This is a genomic window from Amycolatopsis sp. NPDC102522 (genome assembly GCF_055584485.1).
Genome location: NZ_JBVJLY010000012.1, coordinates 55,544 through 71,413, shown reverse-complemented (window position 1 = coordinate 71,413; position 15,870 = coordinate 55,544). Strand labels below are relative to the sequence as shown.

General features: G+C 68.9%; 18 protein-coding genes. 14 read left to right on the top strand and 4 right to left on the bottom strand.

What is annotated here, in order from left to right; genetic code table 11:
* The first annotated feature begins 49 nt into the window (after positions 1 to 49).
* From ACZ6YV_RS26375 to ACZ6YV_RS26330, 10 genes are all read left to right on the top strand, one after another.
* Positions 50 to 622, top strand: coding sequence for a TetR/AcrR family transcriptional regulator (locus ACZ6YV_RS26375; RefSeq protein WP_465512157.1), 573 nt, complete (start codon positions 50 to 52; stop codon positions 620 to 622).
* Between the two features lie 152 nt (positions 623 to 774).
* Positions 775 to 861, top strand: coding sequence for a putative leader peptide (locus ACZ6YV_RS26370; protein ID WP_360907593.1), 87 nt, complete (start codon positions 775 to 777; stop codon positions 859 to 861).
* Positions 862 to 897: 36 nt separating this feature from the next.
* Positions 898 to 2,592, top strand: coding sequence for a nitrite/sulfite reductase (locus ACZ6YV_RS26365; RefSeq protein WP_465512156.1), 1,695 nt, complete (start codon positions 898 to 900; stop codon positions 2,590 to 2,592).
* Positions 2,589 to 2,741: an eL43 family ribosomal protein gene (locus ACZ6YV_RS26360; protein WP_034316341.1), complete on the top strand. Its 153-nt coding sequence runs from the start codon at positions 2,589 to 2,591 to the stop codon at positions 2,739 to 2,741. Before ACZ6YV_RS26365 ends, ACZ6YV_RS26360 begins: the two co-directional genes overlap by 4 nt.
* Entirely contained in the window at positions 2,738 to 3,433 is a 696-nt protein-coding gene (locus ACZ6YV_RS26355; protein ID WP_465512155.1) for a phosphoadenylyl-sulfate reductase, read from the top strand. The genes ACZ6YV_RS26360 and ACZ6YV_RS26355 overlap by 4 nt, the downstream gene beginning before the upstream one ends.
* Positions 3,434 to 3,444: 11 nt before the next feature.
* Entirely contained in the window at positions 3,445 to 4,365 is a 921-nt protein-coding gene (gene cysD, locus ACZ6YV_RS26350) for a sulfate adenylyltransferase subunit CysD (protein WP_465512154.1), read from the top strand.
* Positions 4,365 to 5,627, top strand: coding sequence for a sulfate adenylyltransferase subunit 1 (locus ACZ6YV_RS26345; RefSeq protein ID WP_465512153.1), 1,263 nt, complete (start codon positions 4,365 to 4,367; stop codon positions 5,625 to 5,627). The genes cysD and ACZ6YV_RS26345 overlap by 1 nt, the downstream gene beginning before the upstream one ends.
* Positions 5,624 to 6,373 carry a sirohydrochlorin chelatase gene (locus tag ACZ6YV_RS26340; RefSeq protein WP_465512152.1) on the top strand — a complete coding sequence of 250 codons (750 nt, stop codon included), beginning with the start codon at positions 5,624 to 5,626 and terminating at the stop codon, positions 6,371 to 6,373. The genes ACZ6YV_RS26345 and ACZ6YV_RS26340 overlap by 4 nt, the downstream gene beginning before the upstream one ends.
* A 179-nt stretch (positions 6,374 to 6,552) precedes the next feature.
* Entirely contained in the window at positions 6,553 to 7,176 is a 624-nt protein-coding gene (locus ACZ6YV_RS26335) for a cyclase (protein WP_465512151.1), read from the top strand.
* A 76-nt stretch (positions 7,177 to 7,252) separates the two neighbouring features.
* On the top strand, positions 7,253 to 8,026 hold the full coding sequence (locus ACZ6YV_RS26330; RefSeq protein WP_465512150.1) for an enoyl-CoA hydratase-related protein: 774 nt from the start codon (positions 7,253 to 7,255) through the stop codon (positions 8,024 to 8,026).
* Here the strand turns inward: ACZ6YV_RS26330 and ACZ6YV_RS26325 are convergent.
* Genes ACZ6YV_RS26325 through ACZ6YV_RS26315 form a run of 3 tightly spaced genes read right to left on the bottom strand, consistent with a single transcriptional unit; the run spans position 8,023 to position 9,061 of the window.
* Entirely contained in the window at positions 8,023 to 8,379 is a 357-nt protein-coding gene (locus ACZ6YV_RS26325; RefSeq protein WP_378241912.1) for a barstar family protein, read from the bottom strand. The genes ACZ6YV_RS26330 and ACZ6YV_RS26325 overlap by 4 nt on opposite strands.
* On the bottom strand, positions 8,376 to 8,846 hold the full coding sequence (locus ACZ6YV_RS26320) for a guanyl-specific ribonuclease (protein WP_378241913.1): 471 nt from the start codon (positions 8,844 to 8,846) through the stop codon (positions 8,376 to 8,378). The genes ACZ6YV_RS26325 and ACZ6YV_RS26320 overlap by 4 nt, the downstream gene beginning before the upstream one ends.
* A gap of 11 nt (positions 8,847 to 8,857) precedes the next feature.
* Complete coding sequence (locus tag ACZ6YV_RS26315; RefSeq protein WP_465512149.1) at positions 8,858 to 9,061, bottom strand: hypothetical protein; 204 nt, start codon at positions 9,059 to 9,061, stop codon at positions 8,858 to 8,860.
* A gap of 59 nt (positions 9,062 to 9,120) precedes the next feature.
* Between ACZ6YV_RS26315 and ACZ6YV_RS26310 the strand changes: the two genes are divergently transcribed.
* The 3 genes from ACZ6YV_RS26310 (at position 9,121) to ACZ6YV_RS26300 (ending at position 12,872) form a co-directional block, all read left to right on the top strand.
* Positions 9,121 to 10,086, top strand: coding sequence for a zinc-binding dehydrogenase (locus tag ACZ6YV_RS26310; RefSeq protein WP_465512148.1), 966 nt, complete (start codon positions 9,121 to 9,123; stop codon positions 10,084 to 10,086).
* A gap of 184 nt (positions 10,087 to 10,270) precedes the next feature.
* On the top strand, positions 10,271 to 11,317 hold the full coding sequence (locus ACZ6YV_RS26305; RefSeq protein ID WP_465512147.1) for an alpha/beta hydrolase: 1,047 nt from the start codon (positions 10,271 to 10,273) through the stop codon (positions 11,315 to 11,317).
* Positions 11,318 to 11,396: 79 nt separating this feature from the next.
* Positions 11,397 to 12,872, top strand: a complete 1,476-nt coding sequence (locus tag ACZ6YV_RS26300) for an amino acid permease (RefSeq protein WP_465512146.1) — start codon at positions 11,397 to 11,399, stop codon at positions 12,870 to 12,872.
* On the opposite strand, the gene ACZ6YV_RS26295 is transcribed toward ACZ6YV_RS26300, so the two are convergent.
* Entirely contained in the window at positions 12,847 to 13,896 is a 1,050-nt protein-coding gene (locus ACZ6YV_RS26295) for a nitronate monooxygenase (protein WP_465512145.1), read from the bottom strand. The two genes, ACZ6YV_RS26300 and ACZ6YV_RS26295, sit on opposite strands and share 26 nt — an antisense overlap.
* Positions 13,897 to 14,049: 153 nt before the next feature.
* On the opposite strand from ACZ6YV_RS26295, the gene ACZ6YV_RS26290 reads away from it, so the two are divergent.
* Positions 14,050 to 15,813, top strand: a complete 1,764-nt coding sequence (locus ACZ6YV_RS26290) for a family 20 glycosylhydrolase (RefSeq protein WP_465512144.1) — start codon at positions 14,050 to 14,052, stop codon at positions 15,811 to 15,813.
* The last annotated feature ends 57 nt before the right edge of the window (positions 15,814 to 15,870 follow it).

The following is a 15,870-nucleotide window of genomic DNA, read 5'->3' as shown; positions in this document are numbered from 1 at the left end:
TGTAGTACTATAAGCATAGTGGTTTGACTGAGGCAAGGAGAATGTCCCGATGCGACAGAACCCGGAGCGCCGGACCGCGCTCACCGACGCCGCCATCACCGTCCTCGCCCGCGAGGGCGCCCGCGGGCTCACCTACCGCGCGGTGGACGTCGAGGCGGACGTCCCGCCGGGGACGACGTCCAACTACTTCCGCAACCGGGACCAGCTGCTCGGCGAGGTCGGCGTCCGCGTGCACGAAAGGCTGTCCGCCCCGGCCGACGTCATGGCGAATCCGCAGGTGGAGACGCCGTCCCACGACCGGGTCGGCGTCCTGCTCGGCGAACTCATGGGACGGCTGACCGGCCATCGTGAGCCGTATCTCGCCCTGCTCGAACTCCGGCTCGAGGCCACCCGGCGCCCGGATCTTTCGGCCGAGCTGACCAAGACGATCCGCGAGGGCATCGACATGAGCGTCGACTGGCACGTCGCGGCGGGGATGCCGGGCGGGCGGCCCGAGGTGCTCCTGATGTACCTCGCGCTGACCGGCCTCACCGTCGAACGGCTCACCCTGCCGGAGGTGCTCGCGGACGTCGCCGACGAGGACGTCATCCGCATCATCGTGGACCGTGTCCTGCCGTCTTGAGCCGTGCGCGTTCTGCGTCACAGTGGCGGCGGTGAACCCGGACTTGACCTTCGAATCAGGCCGCTGAACAGCGAAAACGTCCGCAACCGAACCCTGTTCCCAGCATTCGGACCGGCCTGGACCACATAGTGGGCGCGTGGCACGCTGAACGAATGACCCGCGCCGGAATCACCCTCGTGGCACGCCGCCACGTGGATCTCCGTCGCGTGGCGAGCGCGCTCTGTGCGACGAACCGCTGACTCCCCGCCACCACCACGATCTGCCGGAGGATTCCCATGTCGTCGCCCACGCGCGAGACCCCTGCCCGTACGCCCCGGGTCAAACAGAAACGCGGCGAAGGACAGTGGGCACTGGGGTACCGCGAGCCGCTGAACCCCAACGAGCGGTCCAAGAAGGACGACAACCCGCTCAACGTCCGGGCGCGGATCGAGAACATCTACGCCCGCGGCGGGTTCGATTCGATCGACCCTGGTGACCTGCGCGGCCGGTTCCGCTGGTTCGGCCTCTACACCCAGCGCAAGCCGGGGATCGACGGCGGCCGCACCGCGACGCTGGAGCCCGAAGAGCTCGACGACCGCTACTTCATGCTGCGGGTCCGGCTCGACGGCGGCGCGCTGACCACCGATCAGCTGGCCGTGCTCGCCGAGATCTCGCAGACCCACGCGCGCGACACCGCCGACATCACCGACCGGCAGAACATCCAGTACCACTGGATCCAGATCGAAGACGTCCCGACGATCTGGGCGAAGCTGGAGAAGGCCGGGATGACCACGATGGAGGCCTGCGGCGACAGCCCGCGCGTCATCCTCGGCTCCCCCGTCGCCGGTATCGCCGCCGACGAGATCATCGACGGCACGCCCGCGATCGACGAGATCAAGCGCCGCTACATCGGCGACCCGCGCTACTCGAACCTGCCGCGCAAGTTCAAGACCGCGGTCTCCGGGCAGCAGGACGTCGTGCACGAGATCAACGACATCGCCTTCGTCGGCGTGAACCACCCCGAACACGGCCCCGGCTTCGACGTCTGGGTCGGCGGCGGGCTGTCCACCAACCCGATGATCGGGCAGCGCCTGGGCGCCTGGGTCTCGCGCGACGAGGTGCCCGATGTCTGGGAAGGCGTCATCAGCGTCTTCCGTGACTACGGCTACCGGCGCCTGCGCGCCCGCGCCCGGATCAAGTTCCTGGTGAAGGACTGGGGTGTCGCGAAGTTCCGCCAGGTCCTGGAAGACGAGTACCTGAAGCGCAAGCTGACCGACGGCCCCGCGCCCGAGGTGCCCGCGACCCAGATCGACCACGTCGGCGTGCACCGGCAGACCGACGGAAAGTTCTACGTCGGCGCCGCGCCTGTCGCGGGCCGGGTCTCCGGGGCGACCCTGCTGGCGGTCGCCAAGGCCGCCGAGCGGGCCGGGTCGAACCGCGTCCGCCTCACCCCGCACCAGAAACTCGTGGTCCTCGACGTCCCCGAAGCCGAGGTGGACGGGCTGAAGACCGAACTGGCCGACCTCGGCCTGCAGGCCGAACCGTCGCCGTGGCGGCGCGGGATCATGGCCTGCACCGGCCTGGAGTTCTGCAAGCTCGCGATCGTCGAGACGAAGGTCCGCGCGATCGAACTGGTCACCGAACTGGAGAAGCGCCTCGCCGACATCCAGGCCGAGATCGAGAACCCGGTGACCGTGCACCTCAACGGCTGCCCGAACTCCTGCGCCCGCGTCCAGACCGCCGACATCGGCCTCAAGGGCCAGATCGTCACCGACGCCGACGGCAACCAGGTCGAAGGCTTCCAGGTGCACCTCGGCGGCGGGCTCGGCCTGGACGCCGGGTTCGGCCGGAAACTGCGCGGGCACAAGGTGACCGCGTCGGAGCTGACCGCGTACGTCGAACGGGTCGTGCGGGCGTACGTCGCCGGCCGCGAACCCGGCGAGCGATTCCCCCAGTGGGTCCTGCGGGCCGACGAAGGCCTTTTGCAATGACCGAGCGGGCCACGCCGTACTACTGCCCTTTCTGTGGCGATGAAGACCTGCGGCCGGAAGAGGGCGGCTCCTGGCTGTGCTCGGGCTGCCGCCGGGTCTTCACCGTGAAGTTCCTCGGACTTTCCTTTCCGGAGGTGTCGCAAGGATGACCGCCACTGCCGACTACAAGATTCTCGCCGAACGAGCCTCGAAGGAGCTCGCGGAGGCGACCGCGACCGAGGCCCTGCGCTGGACCGCGGAGACGTTCGGCGACGACTTCATCATCGCGTCGAACATGCAGGACGCCGTCCTCATCGACCTGGCCACCCAGGTCAAACCCGACGTCGACGTGCTGTTCCTGCAGACCGGCTACCACTTCCCGGAGACCATCGGCACCCGCGACGCGGTGCGGGCGGTCTACCCCGGCGTGCGGATCGTCAACGCCCAGGCCGCGCAGAGCGTCGCCGAACAGGACGCGGAGTACGGCCCGAAACTGCACGAACGCGACCCGAACCAGTGCTGCCAGTTGCGCAAGGTCGTACCGCTGCGGAACACGCTCGCGAAGTACTCGGCGTGGGTGACCGGCGTCCGCCGCGTCGACGCGCCGACCCGCGCGAACACCCCGATCGTCACCTGGGACGACCGCAACGGGCTGGTGAAGATCAACCCGATCGCGCCCTGGTCCGACGACGAGTTCAACGGCTACATCAGCGAACACGGGATCCTCGAGAACCCGTTGGTGTCCATTGGTTATCTGTCGATCGGCTGCGCGCCGTGCACCGCGAAGGTCGCTCCGGGGCAAGACCCGCGCAGCGGCCGCTGGGCCGGGCAGGGCAAGACCGAGTGCGGCCTGCACGGGTGAGAAGGGACGAAATGACCACGCTCGAACCGGCCACTGCCGCTGCCCAGGACAACCTGGCGGCGCTGGAATCCGAGGCCATCCACATCTTCCGCGAGGTGGCGGGTGAGTTCGACCGGCCGGTGATCCTGTTCTCCGGCGGCAAGGACTCGACACTCCTGCTGCACCTGGCGATCAAGGCGTTCTGGCCCGCGCCGGTGCCGTTCCCGTTGCTGCACGTGGACACCGGGCACAACCTCGACGAGGTCATCGACTTCCGCGACCGGGTGGTCGAGCAGCACGGGCTGCGGCTGCTCGTGGCGAAGGTGCAGGACTGGATCGACGACGGCAGGCTCGAGGAGCGCGCCGACGGGATGCGCAACCCGCTTCAGACCACGCCGCTGCTCGACACGATCGCCGAGAACAAGTTCGACGCGGTCTTCGGCGGCGGGCGCCGCGACGAGGAACGCGCCCGCGCCAAGGAACGGATTTTCAGTCTCCGCAACGCTTTCGGCCAATGGGAGCCGCGTCGTCAGCGCCCCGAGCTGTGGAACCTCTACAACGGCCGTCACCGCCCCGGCGAGCAGGTCCGCGTCTTCCCCCTGTCCAACTGGACCGAGGCGGACGTCTGGAACTACATCGCGCGGGAGAAGGTCGAACTGCCGTCGATCTACTACGCGCACCGGCGCGAGGTCTACCAGCGCGACGGCATGTGGCTGACCGAAGGCCCGTGGGGCGGGCCGCGGCCAGGCGAGGCCGTCCAGGAACTGACGGTGCGTTACCGGACCGTCGGCGACGGTTCGTGCACCGGCGCCATCGAATCGACCGCCGCCACGGTGGACGAGGTCATCGCCGAGGTCTCGGCCTCCCGGCTCACCGAACGCGGCGCCACGCGCGCCGACGACCGGATGTCGGAGGCGGCGATGGAAGACCGCAAGCGGGAAGGGTACTTCTGATGTCCAGCCTCCTCAGGCTCGCGACCGCGGGCAGTGTGGACGACGGGAAGTCGACCCTGGTCGGGCGGCTCCTGTACGACACCAAATCCGTTCTCGCCGACCAGCTGGACGCGGTCACCCGCGCCAGTGTCGACAAAGGACTGTCCACTCCGGATCTTTCGCTGCTCGTGGACGGCCTGCGCTCGGAACGCGAGCAGGGCATCACGATCGACGTGGCGTACCGGTATTTCGCGACCCCGAAGCGCAGTTTCGTGCTCGCGGACACCCCGGGCCACGTGCAGTACACGCGGAACACGGTGACCGGGGCGTCCACCGCGCAACTGGCCGTCCTGCTGGTCGACGCGCGCAAGGGCGTCATCGAGCAGACCCGTCGTCACGCCGCGGTGCTCGCGCTGCTGGGCGTGCCGAACCTGGTGCTGGCGGTGAACAAGATCGACCTCGTCGGCTACGACGAAGCGACCTTCACCGTGATCGCCGAGGAGTTCGCCGAGCACGCGGCGTCCCTGGGCTACGAACGGGGTTCCGTGCTCGCGGTGCCGGTTTCGGCGCTGGAGGGCGACAACGTGGCGGTGAAGTCGGACAAGACCCCGTGGTACTCCGGCCCCACCCTGCTGGAGCATCTGGAAACCGTGCCCGTGGCACCGGATCCGCACGATTCGGCGTTCCGCTTCCCGGTGCAGTACGTGATCCGGCCGCGCACGGCCGACCACCCCGACTACCGCGGATACGCGGGGCAGATCGCGGCGGGCACCGTCCGGCCGGGTGACGAGATCGTCGTTCTCCCGCAAGGCATCCGCAGTCGAGTCGAAGGCATCGACACCGCCGACGGACCGCTCGCCGAAGCCGGCGCGGGCACCTCGGTGACCCTGTTGCTCGCCGACGACCTCGACATCTCGCGGGGTGACCTGATCGCCGCCGCCGACCGGCAGCCGACGGTGACCGACGAGATCACCGCGACCCTGTGCTGGCTCTCGACGAAGGCGCTCAAACCGGGCGCACGGGTGCTGGTGAAGCACGGCACGCGGACGGTGCAGGCCCTCGTCGGCGAACTCCACGCTCGCTTCGACGAGCAGACCTTGTCCAGTGTGGACGATCCGGGCGTCCTGGAACTCAACGACATCGGCCGGGTCACGCTGAGGCTGGCCGAGGAGATCGGCGTGGACGACTACGGCGTCAGCCCGCGGACGGGCGCGTTCCTGGTCATCGACCCGAAGGACGGCGACACCCTCGCCGCCGGACTCGTCGGCGAAAGGTTCGCATGACCCCCAGCCGCACTCCTCCACTGGTCGCCGTCGCCCACGGCAGCCGCGATCCGCGGTCCGCCGCGACCATCCGCGCGCTGCTCGACGTCTCCCGGGGGCTGGCGCCGGGCCTCGACATCCGCGAGTCCTTTTTGGACCTCTCGGAGCCGTTGCTCACCGACACCCTGCGTGGCCTCTACGCCGAAGGGCACCGCGAGGCCGTCGTGGTGCCGCTGCTGCTCGGCGTGGCCTACCACGCCCGGGTCGACCTGCCCGCGCTCGTCACCGAGGTGACCGCGGACTGCCCAGGCCTCGACGTGCGGGTTTCCCCGGTGCTGGGCATCGACCCGCTCATCGAGACGGTCGCGCTGGACCGGCTCACCGAGGCGGGCGCGGACCTCGATGACCCCGGCTTGGGTGTCCTGCTGGCCGGCGTCGGCTCGTCGAACGTCGCGGCGAACGACGCGGTCGCCGGGATCACCACCCGCTGGCACCTGCGTCGCGGGCTGCTCGCGACACCGGCCTTCGCCAGCGCCGCGCAGCCGGACGTGCCCGCCGCCATCGCGCGGTTGCGGCTCAACGGCGCCCGGCGGCTCGCGGTCGCGGGCTGGTTCCTCGCGCCGGGGCTGCTGCCGGACCGGATCGCCCGCCTGGCCCGCGAAGCCGACCCGTCGGTGATCGTCGCCGGACCGCTGGGACCTGATCCGCGGATCGCCGGGCTCGTCCTGGAACGCTACGACCTCGCGGCCTCCCGGCTCGCCGCCTGAGTAGCAGGGCTTGTCCCGTTCGGGCGCTTGATGCCGATCTTCGGAGGGTCTTGTTCCCAGTTCCGTGACGCCTCGCGTATGGGAACGGAGATTTCTTGACGAGTTACTTAACTTGCCGGTAACTCTCTAAACGCTGCGCAGCTCCCTTTCTCCCCATCGAACCCCCTGGTAGGTGGAACATGAAGGCTGCCATCCGTGCCCTCTTCTGCGCTTCGGCCGTGCTCGTCCCGTTCGTCGGTATCGCCGCCCCGGCTTCGGCGGCGACCACCGTCGTCTTCGACTGTGAGGCGAAGCCGCCGCTCGTCGGCAACAAGTACCTCAAGCTGAACCAGGACGCCGACGTCACCGCGCCGGCCACGGTCGCGCCCGGCGCCGCGCTCGACGTCGTCATCGACCCGGCGGCCAACACCGTCCCGGCCGAGGTCAGCGGGTACAAGGTCAAGAACATCAAGGACTTCTCCCTGAAGATCCCGATCCCGGCGAACTCGACCTGGGTCGGCGCCGAACTCGCCGGGGGCTCCGGGATCGGCTCGACCCCGCCGAAGCTCACCGTCTCGGGCAGCGTCGCGACGCTGAGCTTCCCCGGCCCGATCGCGGGCGGCTCGACGTTCGAACTGCCGACCGTGACCGCGCACCTCACCGCGGGCTCGTCCGGCACCATCGAGACGAAACTGGGCGGCGCCAGCTACGCCGACCCGGGCCTGACGTTCACCGCGGTGGTCAGCGCGGGCTTCGACGTCTCGGCGCCGACGGCCTGTTTCCCCAACCCGAGCCCGACCTTCACCACGACGACGATCGGCTGAGCAGCGCCTGCGCCACCATCCCCCATGGTGGCGCAGGCCACTGCCCGGCCCGACTTCGCCCGTGCGAAGGTGAGGCATGGCTGACGAACTGGTGCACTACGACGTGGTGGGCGGCACCGCCACGATCACCTTGGACTCCCCGCACAACCGCAACGCGCTCTCCGCCCAGCTGCGGCGTGAACTGAGCGAGTCGCTGGACAAGGCGCGAGCCGACGACGCGGTACGGGTCATCGTGCTCACCCACACCGGCCCGGTGTTCTGTGCCGGCATGGACCTCAAGGAGGCCCGCGGGGCCGGTGCGGGCGCCCAGGGCGTCAACGAGTTCCCGAAGATCCTCGAGCAGCTGTGGACCAGCCCCAAGCCTGTCGTGGCGAAGCTGGCGGGCCCCGCGCGGGCGGGCGGCATCGGCATGGTGGCCGCGACCGACATCGCCGTCGCCGTGCACGAAGCGACCTTCGCCTTCTCCGAGGTGCGGATCGGTGTCGTACCCGCCGTCATCTCGCTCACCGTGCTGCCGCGGCTCAACGCCCGCGCCGCGCACGAACTCTTCCTGACCGGCGACACCTTCGACGCCAAGCGCGCCGTCGAGATCGGCCTGCTGAACTCGGCCGTCACCGCCGACGAACTCGACGGCGAGGTCGCCCGCTACGTCAAGGCACTCGCCCTCGGCGGGCCGAGGGCGCTCGCGGCGACGAAGGAACTGCTCAGCAAGCCTCGCCCGGCGACACCGGGCGAAGGGTTCGAGGCCATGAACAAGTTGTCCGCCGGGTTCTTCGCGAGCGAAGAAGGCCAGGAGGGCATCACGGCTTTCGCGCAGAAGCGCAAGCCGAACTGGGTCCCCGAGGCTTAATCGGGCAGGACGACGGTGAGGCGCCGGGAATCCGATCGGTCCCCGGTCGGCCCCAGCGCCCGCTGTGCGTCCGAGAGCACACTGCGGACAGCCAGGTACGCCTTCGGGTCGTGGTCCTTGAGCGCCGAGGAACCGGCCCAGATCAGCACGTGCTCCCCCGGCGGAAGCCAGGACAGGTCGGTGAGGCAGTCGTAGAGCGCGTCGAGGTTCTTCCCGAAGTAGTCGGGGAAGGACAGCGCCTCCGCGATCGCGTCGAGCGTGGAGGCCTTGTCGACCGTCCGCGCGCCGTCGATCAGGTGCGGATACGCCCCGCGGGTGAACGCCTTGTCCGCCGCGTCCTCGCTCGCGCTCATCGGGCGGGGTCCACTACGACGAAGGACTTGTAGTGGTCCTCGGTGTAGTACAGCTCCTTGCCGGTGCCGGTCACCAGCCGCTTCGCCCCGCGATCCGGGCTGCCGGGCGTCTTGACCGTGTATTCCCGGTAGTAGCCGGAATCCTTGGCGGGCAAGACCTTCTCCCGGTTCTGGAAGGTGACGTCGTCGTTGCGCGGATACGGGTACGGCCCGCCCGCCTTGATGAGCCGCCAGGTGTCGGACGCCTGCGAGGGCAGGCCCGTGAGCGGTTTGACCGGAAGACCGGAATCCTCGCCCGCGACCTTGCCCTTGGCCGCACCCGACGGTTTGGCCTGAGCCGACGAACTCGCCGGACCCGAAGCGCTCTTCGTGTCGTCACCGCTGATGCCGTCTTTGACGAACCAGCCGGCGAGCACCAGCACGATCAGGCCGATCAGGGCGGCGGTGATCCGCCTACGGTTGAACATGGTGTGCCAGCTTAGGAGGACCGGTCGGGGTCGTTCGCATCGCGGGCCGTGCCGAAGACCCGGGCGACCTTCCCGAAGACCGTGTCGAGCAGCCAGGCCGCGACCACGCACAGTGGCACGACGACCACCATGACCAGCACGAACTGCACGGGAAACGGGGCCTGCGCGAGCCACAGCTCGACGCCGTCCCACCAGTCAGCAAGCCCGTTGAACACGGCGTAAGCCTACGCTCACGCCCCCTGCCGCCGCCGGTCAGGCCATGTAGGTTGCTGACATGTTCGCCGTTTACGCTTCCGAACCCAACGCCGAAAAGCCGCTGGACTCGCTCGTGATCGGCGAGCGGCCCGAGCCCGAGGTGCCCGAAGGCTGGGTTCGGGTCAACGTCAAGGCCGCCAGCCTCAACATGCACGACCTGTGGACACTGCGCGGCGTCGGCATCAAGCCCGAGCGGTTCCCGATGATCCTGGGCTGCGACGGGGCGGGCACCCTCGACGACGGCACCGAGGTCGTCCTCCACTCGGTGATCAACGCCCCGGGCTGGCAGGGCGACGACACGCTCGACCCGAAGCGAACCCTGCTCACCGAGAAGCACCAGGGCAGCTTCGCCGAGCAGGTCGTGGTCCCCGCACGCAATGTCGTGCCGAAGCCGGCGAGCCTGAGCTTCGCGGAAGCCTCGACCATGGGCACGGCTTGGCTGACCGCCTACCGGATGCTGTTCGTGAAGTCCGGGTTGCGGCCGGGACAGACGATGCTCGTCCAGGGCGCCTCCGGCGGGGTCTCGACCGCCCTCGTGCAGCTCGGGCGTGCGGCCGGATTCCGGGTTTGGGTGACTGGGCGTAGCGAAGAGAAACGCGCGCTGGCCGAAAATCTGGGCGCACATCAGACCTTTGAGTCCGGCGCACGACTGCCGGAGCGGGTCGACGCGGTCTTCGAAACAGTCGGGAAGGCGACCTGGTCCCACTCGGTGAAGTCGCTCAAACCGGGCGGGATCATCGTCGTTTCGGGCTCGACCAGCGGTCCGGACGCTCACGCGGAGTTGCAGCGCGTGTTCTTTCTGCAACTGCGCATCGCGGGTTCGACGATGGGGACCAGGGACGAACTGACCGATCTCCTCGCCTATCTGGAGCTCACGGGGGTCCGTCCGCAGATCGGCGCCGAACTGCCGTTTTCGGAAGCCGAAACCGGGTTTAAGAACATGCTCGACGGGGAAACTTCGGGAAAGGTCGTATTCGCGCATTGATCGGAGGGGTGACTTCGCCCCCTCCCCGGGGATCAAGCGCGCACGCAGGCGCACGTCCGCGCGTCCCACGCAGGTCAACCAGTGATTTTGCGGTCCTGTCAAGTGTCAAGAACGTTATGACTCAGCAAGATTCTCACGACCAAAGTTCGACCAAAATCCGACGTCTCGTGGTTAACCTGGAACCATGACCGCATCGCAGCGGCCCGAACCGGCGGACCCGGGGGGCCGGACCACCACCGACACCGACCCGATCCGCGTCTCTTTCCGGCGCTACGCCGGTGTCCGCACCAGAGTGCTCGAAGTCGGGCCGCAACCGGCGGAGTCCGCCGACCGTGCGCCCCGGCGGGTTCTCGGCAAGCGGGCCACCGCGCGCGGGCAAGCCAAGCCGACGGCACCGAGGCTGGTGCTGCTGCACGGCTACTGCGACAGCGCCGACACCTGGCGCCCGGTTCTGGAACTGCTCGCGGCCGCCGGTGTTCCGGCGGTCGCGGTCGACCTGCCCGGCTTCGGTGACGCTCAGCCACTTCGGCCGGGCCCCATGCTCCCGCAACTGGACGCCTTCACCGCGGCCGTGATCAAGGAACAGGCCGTGCTCGGCACGGTGGTGCTCGCCGGCAACTCGCTCGGCGGCACGATGAGCCTGCGTGCCGCCGAAAACCACCGGCTGCCGGTAGCGGGCGTGGTGTCGATCGCCGCGCCCGGTTTCGTGGACAGCTGGCTGATCCGCACCGTGGCCCGCTACCCGCTGCCGTTGCGGATGTACTCGGCCCTGCCGCTGCCGATCCCCGGCTTCCTCGTGCGCGCCGTCGCCGAGCAGGTCGTCCCCCGGCTGTTGTACGCCAACGCCACCGCCGCGGACGCCGACCAGGTGCGCCGGTTCACGTCGCTGTTCCCGGACTACCGCTCCACCACCACCCGGCTCGAACAGGCGAGGCAGCTCGTCGAAGAGCTGGCGGGCGCGTACCGGCTCGAAGAGATCCGCATCCCGCTCCTGGTGGTCGTCTGCGGCAAGGACAAGCTGGTCAGCGCCGCCTCCGGGCGGCAGCTGCACGCGCTGGTCCCGCACAGCAGGCTGATGGTGCGCGAGGACTGGGGCCACTGCCCGCAGCTCGACGATCCCATCGAGATCTCGGAACTGCTGACCTACTTCTCCGCCAGCGCGTCCAGGCCGTCGAAGATCGCCGCCGCCCGCGTGGCCGCCGAAGTGAGCGAGGACACCGTCGCCGGATAGGTGCGGTGTCCCGACTCCCGCTACCGTGCCCTTCGGACTGTGACCCAGTTCGAAAGTCACAACCTGTTGGGAGACGACGATGTCCGCACCGCGCAGCCTGGGCTCGGGATCCGGGGTATTCCGCCGCAAACCGATCGAGCAGATCGAGGAACTCAGTGGGGGCGGCGGGCTTCAACGCACGCTCGGCCTGCGACAACTGACCGCGATCGGGGTCGGCGGCATCATCGGCGCGGGGATCTTCTCCCTGGCCGGCGCGGTCGCGAACAAGACGGCGGGCCCCGCCGTGCTGATCTCGTTCCTCATCGCGGGCATCGCCAGCGCGGCCGCCGCGTTCTCCTACGCCGAGTTCGCCGGGCTGATCCCCCGTGCCGGATCCGCCTACACCTACGGCTACACCGTGCTGGGCGAGATCGTCGGCTGGTTCATCGGCTGGGACCTGCTGCTGGAGTACACGGCGATCGTGGCGGTGGTCGCGATCGGCATCTCCGGCTACTTCAACGAGTTGCTGGGCTATCTCAACATCGACCTCCCCACCTGGATGCTGGGCGCCCCAGGCACCGAGAAGGCCGGTGTCGACCCAGGGTCCTACAAGATCAACCTGTTCGCCGTGCTGCTGTGCCTGCTGATCGCCTTCATCCTCAACCAGGGCATGAAGAACGCGGCCCGGTTCGAGACGCTGCTGGTCTACTTGAAGGTCGGCCTGGTCCTGCTGGTGGTCGTCGTCGGTGTCTTCCACATCAACACCGACAACTACTCGAACTTCTTCCCGTTCGGCCTCAGCGGCGCGTTCACCGGAGCCGCGACGGTGTTCTTCGCCGTTTTCGGTTATGACGCCATGTCGACCGCGGCCGAGGAATCGACCGACTCCCAGAAGCACATGCCGAAGGCGATCCTCTACTCGCTCGCCATCTCGATGGTGCTCTACGTGCTGGCCTGCCTGGTCCTGACCGGGATGGTCAACTACAAGGACATCGACAGCGAAGCCGCCTTCTCCAGCGCCTTCGCCGGTCTCGGGATGAAGTGGCTCGGCCTGATCATCGCGGTCGGCGCGATCATCGGTATCACCACGGTGCTGTTCACCTTCCTCATGGGCGCGAGCCGGGTCGGCTACTCGATGAGCCGCGACGGCCTGCTGCCCAAGTGGTTCGGCAAGACCCATCCGGTGCGCAAGGTGCCGAACCGGATGACCTGGGTGCTCGGCGGCGCGTCGGCGCTCATCGCCGGGCTGCTGCCCATCGGCGAGGCCGCCGAGCTGACGAACATCGGCATCCTGCTCGCCTTCGTCGTCGTCTGCGTCGCGGTGATCGTGCTGCGCTACAAGCAGCCGGATCTGCCGCGGACCTTCAAGACGCCCGGCATGCCGATCGTGCCGATCATCGGGATCGTCTTCTCGATCTGGCTGATCACGTTCCTGAATCCGGAGACCTGGCTGCGGTTCGCGGTCTGGTTCGCCATCGGCCTGATCATCTACTTCGCCTACAGCCGCCGTCACTCCGCGATGAACGCGAACAACGGCGACGCGAAGCAGGTCAGCGGAGACGACTCAAACGCGTAGCGGCTTCGCGGGCTTCGGTCTGGAGGCGTTCGACGATCGACGCCGCCGGGCCGGAGCCCGCGAGTTCGTAGGTCTGCCCCGCGTAGAGGGACATCACTTCCGGGTCCCCCGCCTTTCCCGCCGCCGCGCGGATCGGTTTGGTCAGATTGTTGACCTGCGGATACGCCGACGGCGCGGTGGCCGAGAAGTCCGTGACCACGCGGTTGACCAACGAACGGGCCGGGCGTCCGCTGAACGCCCTGGTGAACGCCGTCGTCCTGCCGCCGTCCGCGAGTGCCTGACGGTGCGCGGGCTGCGTCCCGGCTTCGTCCGCACGAAGGAACGCGGTCCCCAGCTGGGCCGCGACGGCACCCGCCGCCAGTACCGCCGCGATGTCGGCACCGTGCACGAGCCCGCCGGTCGCGACGAGCGGCAAATCCGTCCTTGCCGAGACCAGGCGGAGCAGGCTGAGCGCGCCGTACTGCGCTCCCCCGCCTTCGGCTCCGGCCTCGTCGGCGAAGAGCCCTCGATGCGCCCCTGCCTCGAATCCCTGGACCACGAGAGCGTCCGCGCCGACCGCCACGGCCTGATCGGCCTCCGCCGGGCTGGTGACGGTGACAGCCACCTTGTTCCCGTTGGCGTGCAGGCGTTCGACATCCTCGGGGGAGGGCGTGCCGAAGGTGAAGGAAACGACCGGCACCTTGTGCTCCAGCACGACCTCTAGCTTCGCGGCGTAGGCGTCGTCATCCCAGCGCGGCTCGCCCGGCTCGACACCGTAGCGCTCGGCCTCCGCGCGCCAGCGCTCGCTGTGACCGCCGAGATCCGCCTCGGCCTCGCCACCCGGGACGAAGAGATTCACACCGAACGGCTCGCCGGTGAGTTCGGCCGTCTTCGCGATCCGGTCGGCCAGAGCATCGGCGCTCAGATAGCCGCCCGCCAGGAAGCCGAATCCGCCCGCCGCGGTCACAGCGGCCACGAGCTCGGGAGTGGTCGGCCCGCCCGCCATCGGGGCCGCGATCACGGGAAAACGCAGATCTTCGAACACGATTCCGACGATAGTCCTCTCGTGACGACACGGAATGTGACGTTGGAGTCACGCCAAGGTTCCCTCTTAGTGGTCTAGACCTTTAGGGCGGGAAATGCGACTATCTGACCAGTCGTGACGCGGGTCACGTCTCCCCGTCCCCTGGAGGCCCCGGTGAAGACCTTGAGAGCGCGGCTGGGCCGCGCCTTCGTCGGGGTGACGCTGCTCGCCGGCGTCACCACCGCAGCCGCCCCCGTCGCCGACGCGGCCACCCCGCCGCTGCAGGCGATCGTCCCGGTACCGGTCTCGGCCCAAGCGGTCACCGGCGCCGACCACTCCCTGACCGCGAACACCAAGATCTACACGCAGGCCGGCTCGGCACCGGCCAAGGCCGTCGGCGACTACCTCGCCGGGGTCTTCCGCACGTCCACCGGCTTCGCCCTGCCCGTCTCCGACGCGCCCTCGGGCACGCCCACCGATGGCATCTCGCTCCTGCTGTCCGGCGCCGACGCGCGCGTCGGCGACCAGGGCTACCAGCTGAAATCGACGTCCTCTTCGGTCGTCCTGCGCGCGACGACGGCCCAGGGCCTCTTCGGCGGCGTACAGACACTGCGCCAGTTGCTGCCCGGAAAGATCGAGAGCTCCACGGTCCAGGAAGGCCCCTGGACGATCCCGGGCGCCGACATCCTGGACTACCCGCGCTTCGGCTACCGGGGCGCGATGCTCGACGTCGCCCGGCACTTCCACCCGGTCGCGAGCGTCAAGCGGTACATCGACCAGCTCGCGCAGTACAAGATCAACAACCTGCACCTGCATCTGGCCGACGACCAGGGCTGGCGCATCCAGATCGACAGCTGGCCGAAGCTGGCCACCTACGGCGGCAGCACCCAGGTCGGTGGCGGCGCCGGTGGTTACTACACCAAGGCCCAGTACACGGAGATCGTGAACTACGCGGCTTCGCGGTTCATCACGGTCATCCCGGAGATCGACATGCCAGGGCACACCAACGCCGCCCAGGCGTCGTACGCCGAGCTGAACTGCAACAACACCGCTCCCCCGCTGCGCACCGACACCGCTGTCGGCTACAGCTCGCTCTGCATCTCGAAGGAGAACACCTACACCTTCGTCAACGACGTCATCCGGGAGATCGCCGCGCTGACCCCCGGGCCGTACTTCCACCTCGGCGGTGACGAGGCCCAGGCCACCAGCGACACCGACTACCGCACCTTCATGAACCGCGTGCTGCCGATGGTCGCCGCCGCGGGCAAGCAGGTCGTCGGCTGGCACGAGATCGGCAAGGCCACCCTGCCCGCCACGGCGACCCCGCAGTTCTGGGGCACGACGACGTCCAGCACGGAGGTCTCGAACGCCGTCGCCAGGGGCAGCAAGGTGATCATGTCGCCGGCCAACAAGGCGTACCTGGACATGAAGTACAACTCCAGCACGCCGATCGGGCTCTCGTGGGCGGGCTACATCGAGGTCCAGGACGCCTACAACTGGAATCCGGGCGCCTACCTCTCCGGCGTGCCCGAATCCGCCGTCCGCGGCGTCGAATCCCCGCTGTGGACCGAAACCGTGGTGACCCCGGCGAACATCGACTACCTCGCCTTCCCGCGGCTCCCGGCGCACGCCGAACTCGGCTGGTCGCCGTGGGCGACGCACGACTGGAACGCCTTCCGGGTGCGCCTCGGCGCGCAAGCCCCGCGCTGGCAGGCGCAGGGCCTCGGCTACTACAAGTCGAGCCAGGTGCCCTGGGAAACCGGATCCGGCAACCCGGGTACCTGCGCACTCCCGGCATGGGACCGCGCTGCCGCCTACACGGGTGGCACGAGCGTCTCCCACAACGGGCACAAGTGGTACGCGAAGTGGTGGACGCGGGCCGAAGAGCCCGGAACCACCGGCGAATGGGGTGTCTGGCGCGACGACGGCACCTGCTGATCCCCTCCCCTCGCCCGCTCGGCCCCCAGTACCGGCCGGGCGGGCTACGGTGGTTCC

Bases quoted from the DNA above. Each gene is read 5' to 3' on its own strand.
- ACZ6YV_RS26375 (WP_465512157.1), top strand. From the start codon at position 50: ATGCGACAGAACCCGGAGCGCCGGACCGCGCTCACCGACGCCGCCATC.
- ACZ6YV_RS26370 (WP_360907593.1), top strand. From the start codon at position 775: ATGACCCGCGCCGGAATCACCCTCGTGGCACGCCGCCACGTGGATCTC.
- ACZ6YV_RS26365 (WP_465512156.1), top strand. From the start codon at position 898: ATGTCGTCGCCCACGCGCGAGACCCCTGCCCGTACGCCCCGGGTCAAA.
- ACZ6YV_RS26360 (WP_034316341.1), top strand. From the start codon at position 2,589: ATGACCGAGCGGGCCACGCCGTACTACTGCCCTTTCTGTGGCGATGAA.
- ACZ6YV_RS26355 (WP_465512155.1), top strand. From the start codon at position 2,738: ATGACCGCCACTGCCGACTACAAGATTCTCGCCGAACGAGCCTCGAAG.
- cysD (WP_465512154.1), top strand. From the start codon at position 3,445: ATGACCACGCTCGAACCGGCCACTGCCGCTGCCCAGGACAACCTGGCG.
- ACZ6YV_RS26345 (WP_465512153.1), top strand. From the start codon at position 4,365: ATGTCCAGCCTCCTCAGGCTCGCGACCGCGGGCAGTGTGGACGACGGG.
- ACZ6YV_RS26340 (WP_465512152.1), top strand. From the start codon at position 5,624: ATGACCCCCAGCCGCACTCCTCCACTGGTCGCCGTCGCCCACGGCAGC.
- ACZ6YV_RS26335 (WP_465512151.1), top strand. From the start codon at position 6,553: ATGAAGGCTGCCATCCGTGCCCTCTTCTGCGCTTCGGCCGTGCTCGTC.
- ACZ6YV_RS26330 (WP_465512150.1), top strand. From the start codon at position 7,253: ATGGCTGACGAACTGGTGCACTACGACGTGGTGGGCGGCACCGCCACG.
- ACZ6YV_RS26325 (WP_378241912.1), bottom strand. From the start codon at position 8,379: ATGAGCGCGAGCGAGGACGCGGCGGACAAGGCGTTCACCCGCGGGGCG.
- ACZ6YV_RS26320 (WP_378241913.1), bottom strand. From the start codon at position 8,846: ATGTTCAACCGTAGGCGGATCACCGCCGCCCTGATCGGCCTGATCGTG.
- ACZ6YV_RS26310 (WP_465512148.1), top strand. From the start codon at position 9,121: ATGTTCGCCGTTTACGCTTCCGAACCCAACGCCGAAAAGCCGCTGGAC.
- ACZ6YV_RS26305 (WP_465512147.1), top strand. From the start codon at position 10,271: ATGACCGCATCGCAGCGGCCCGAACCGGCGGACCCGGGGGGCCGGACC.
- ACZ6YV_RS26300 (WP_465512146.1), top strand. From the start codon at position 11,397: ATGTCCGCACCGCGCAGCCTGGGCTCGGGATCCGGGGTATTCCGCCGC.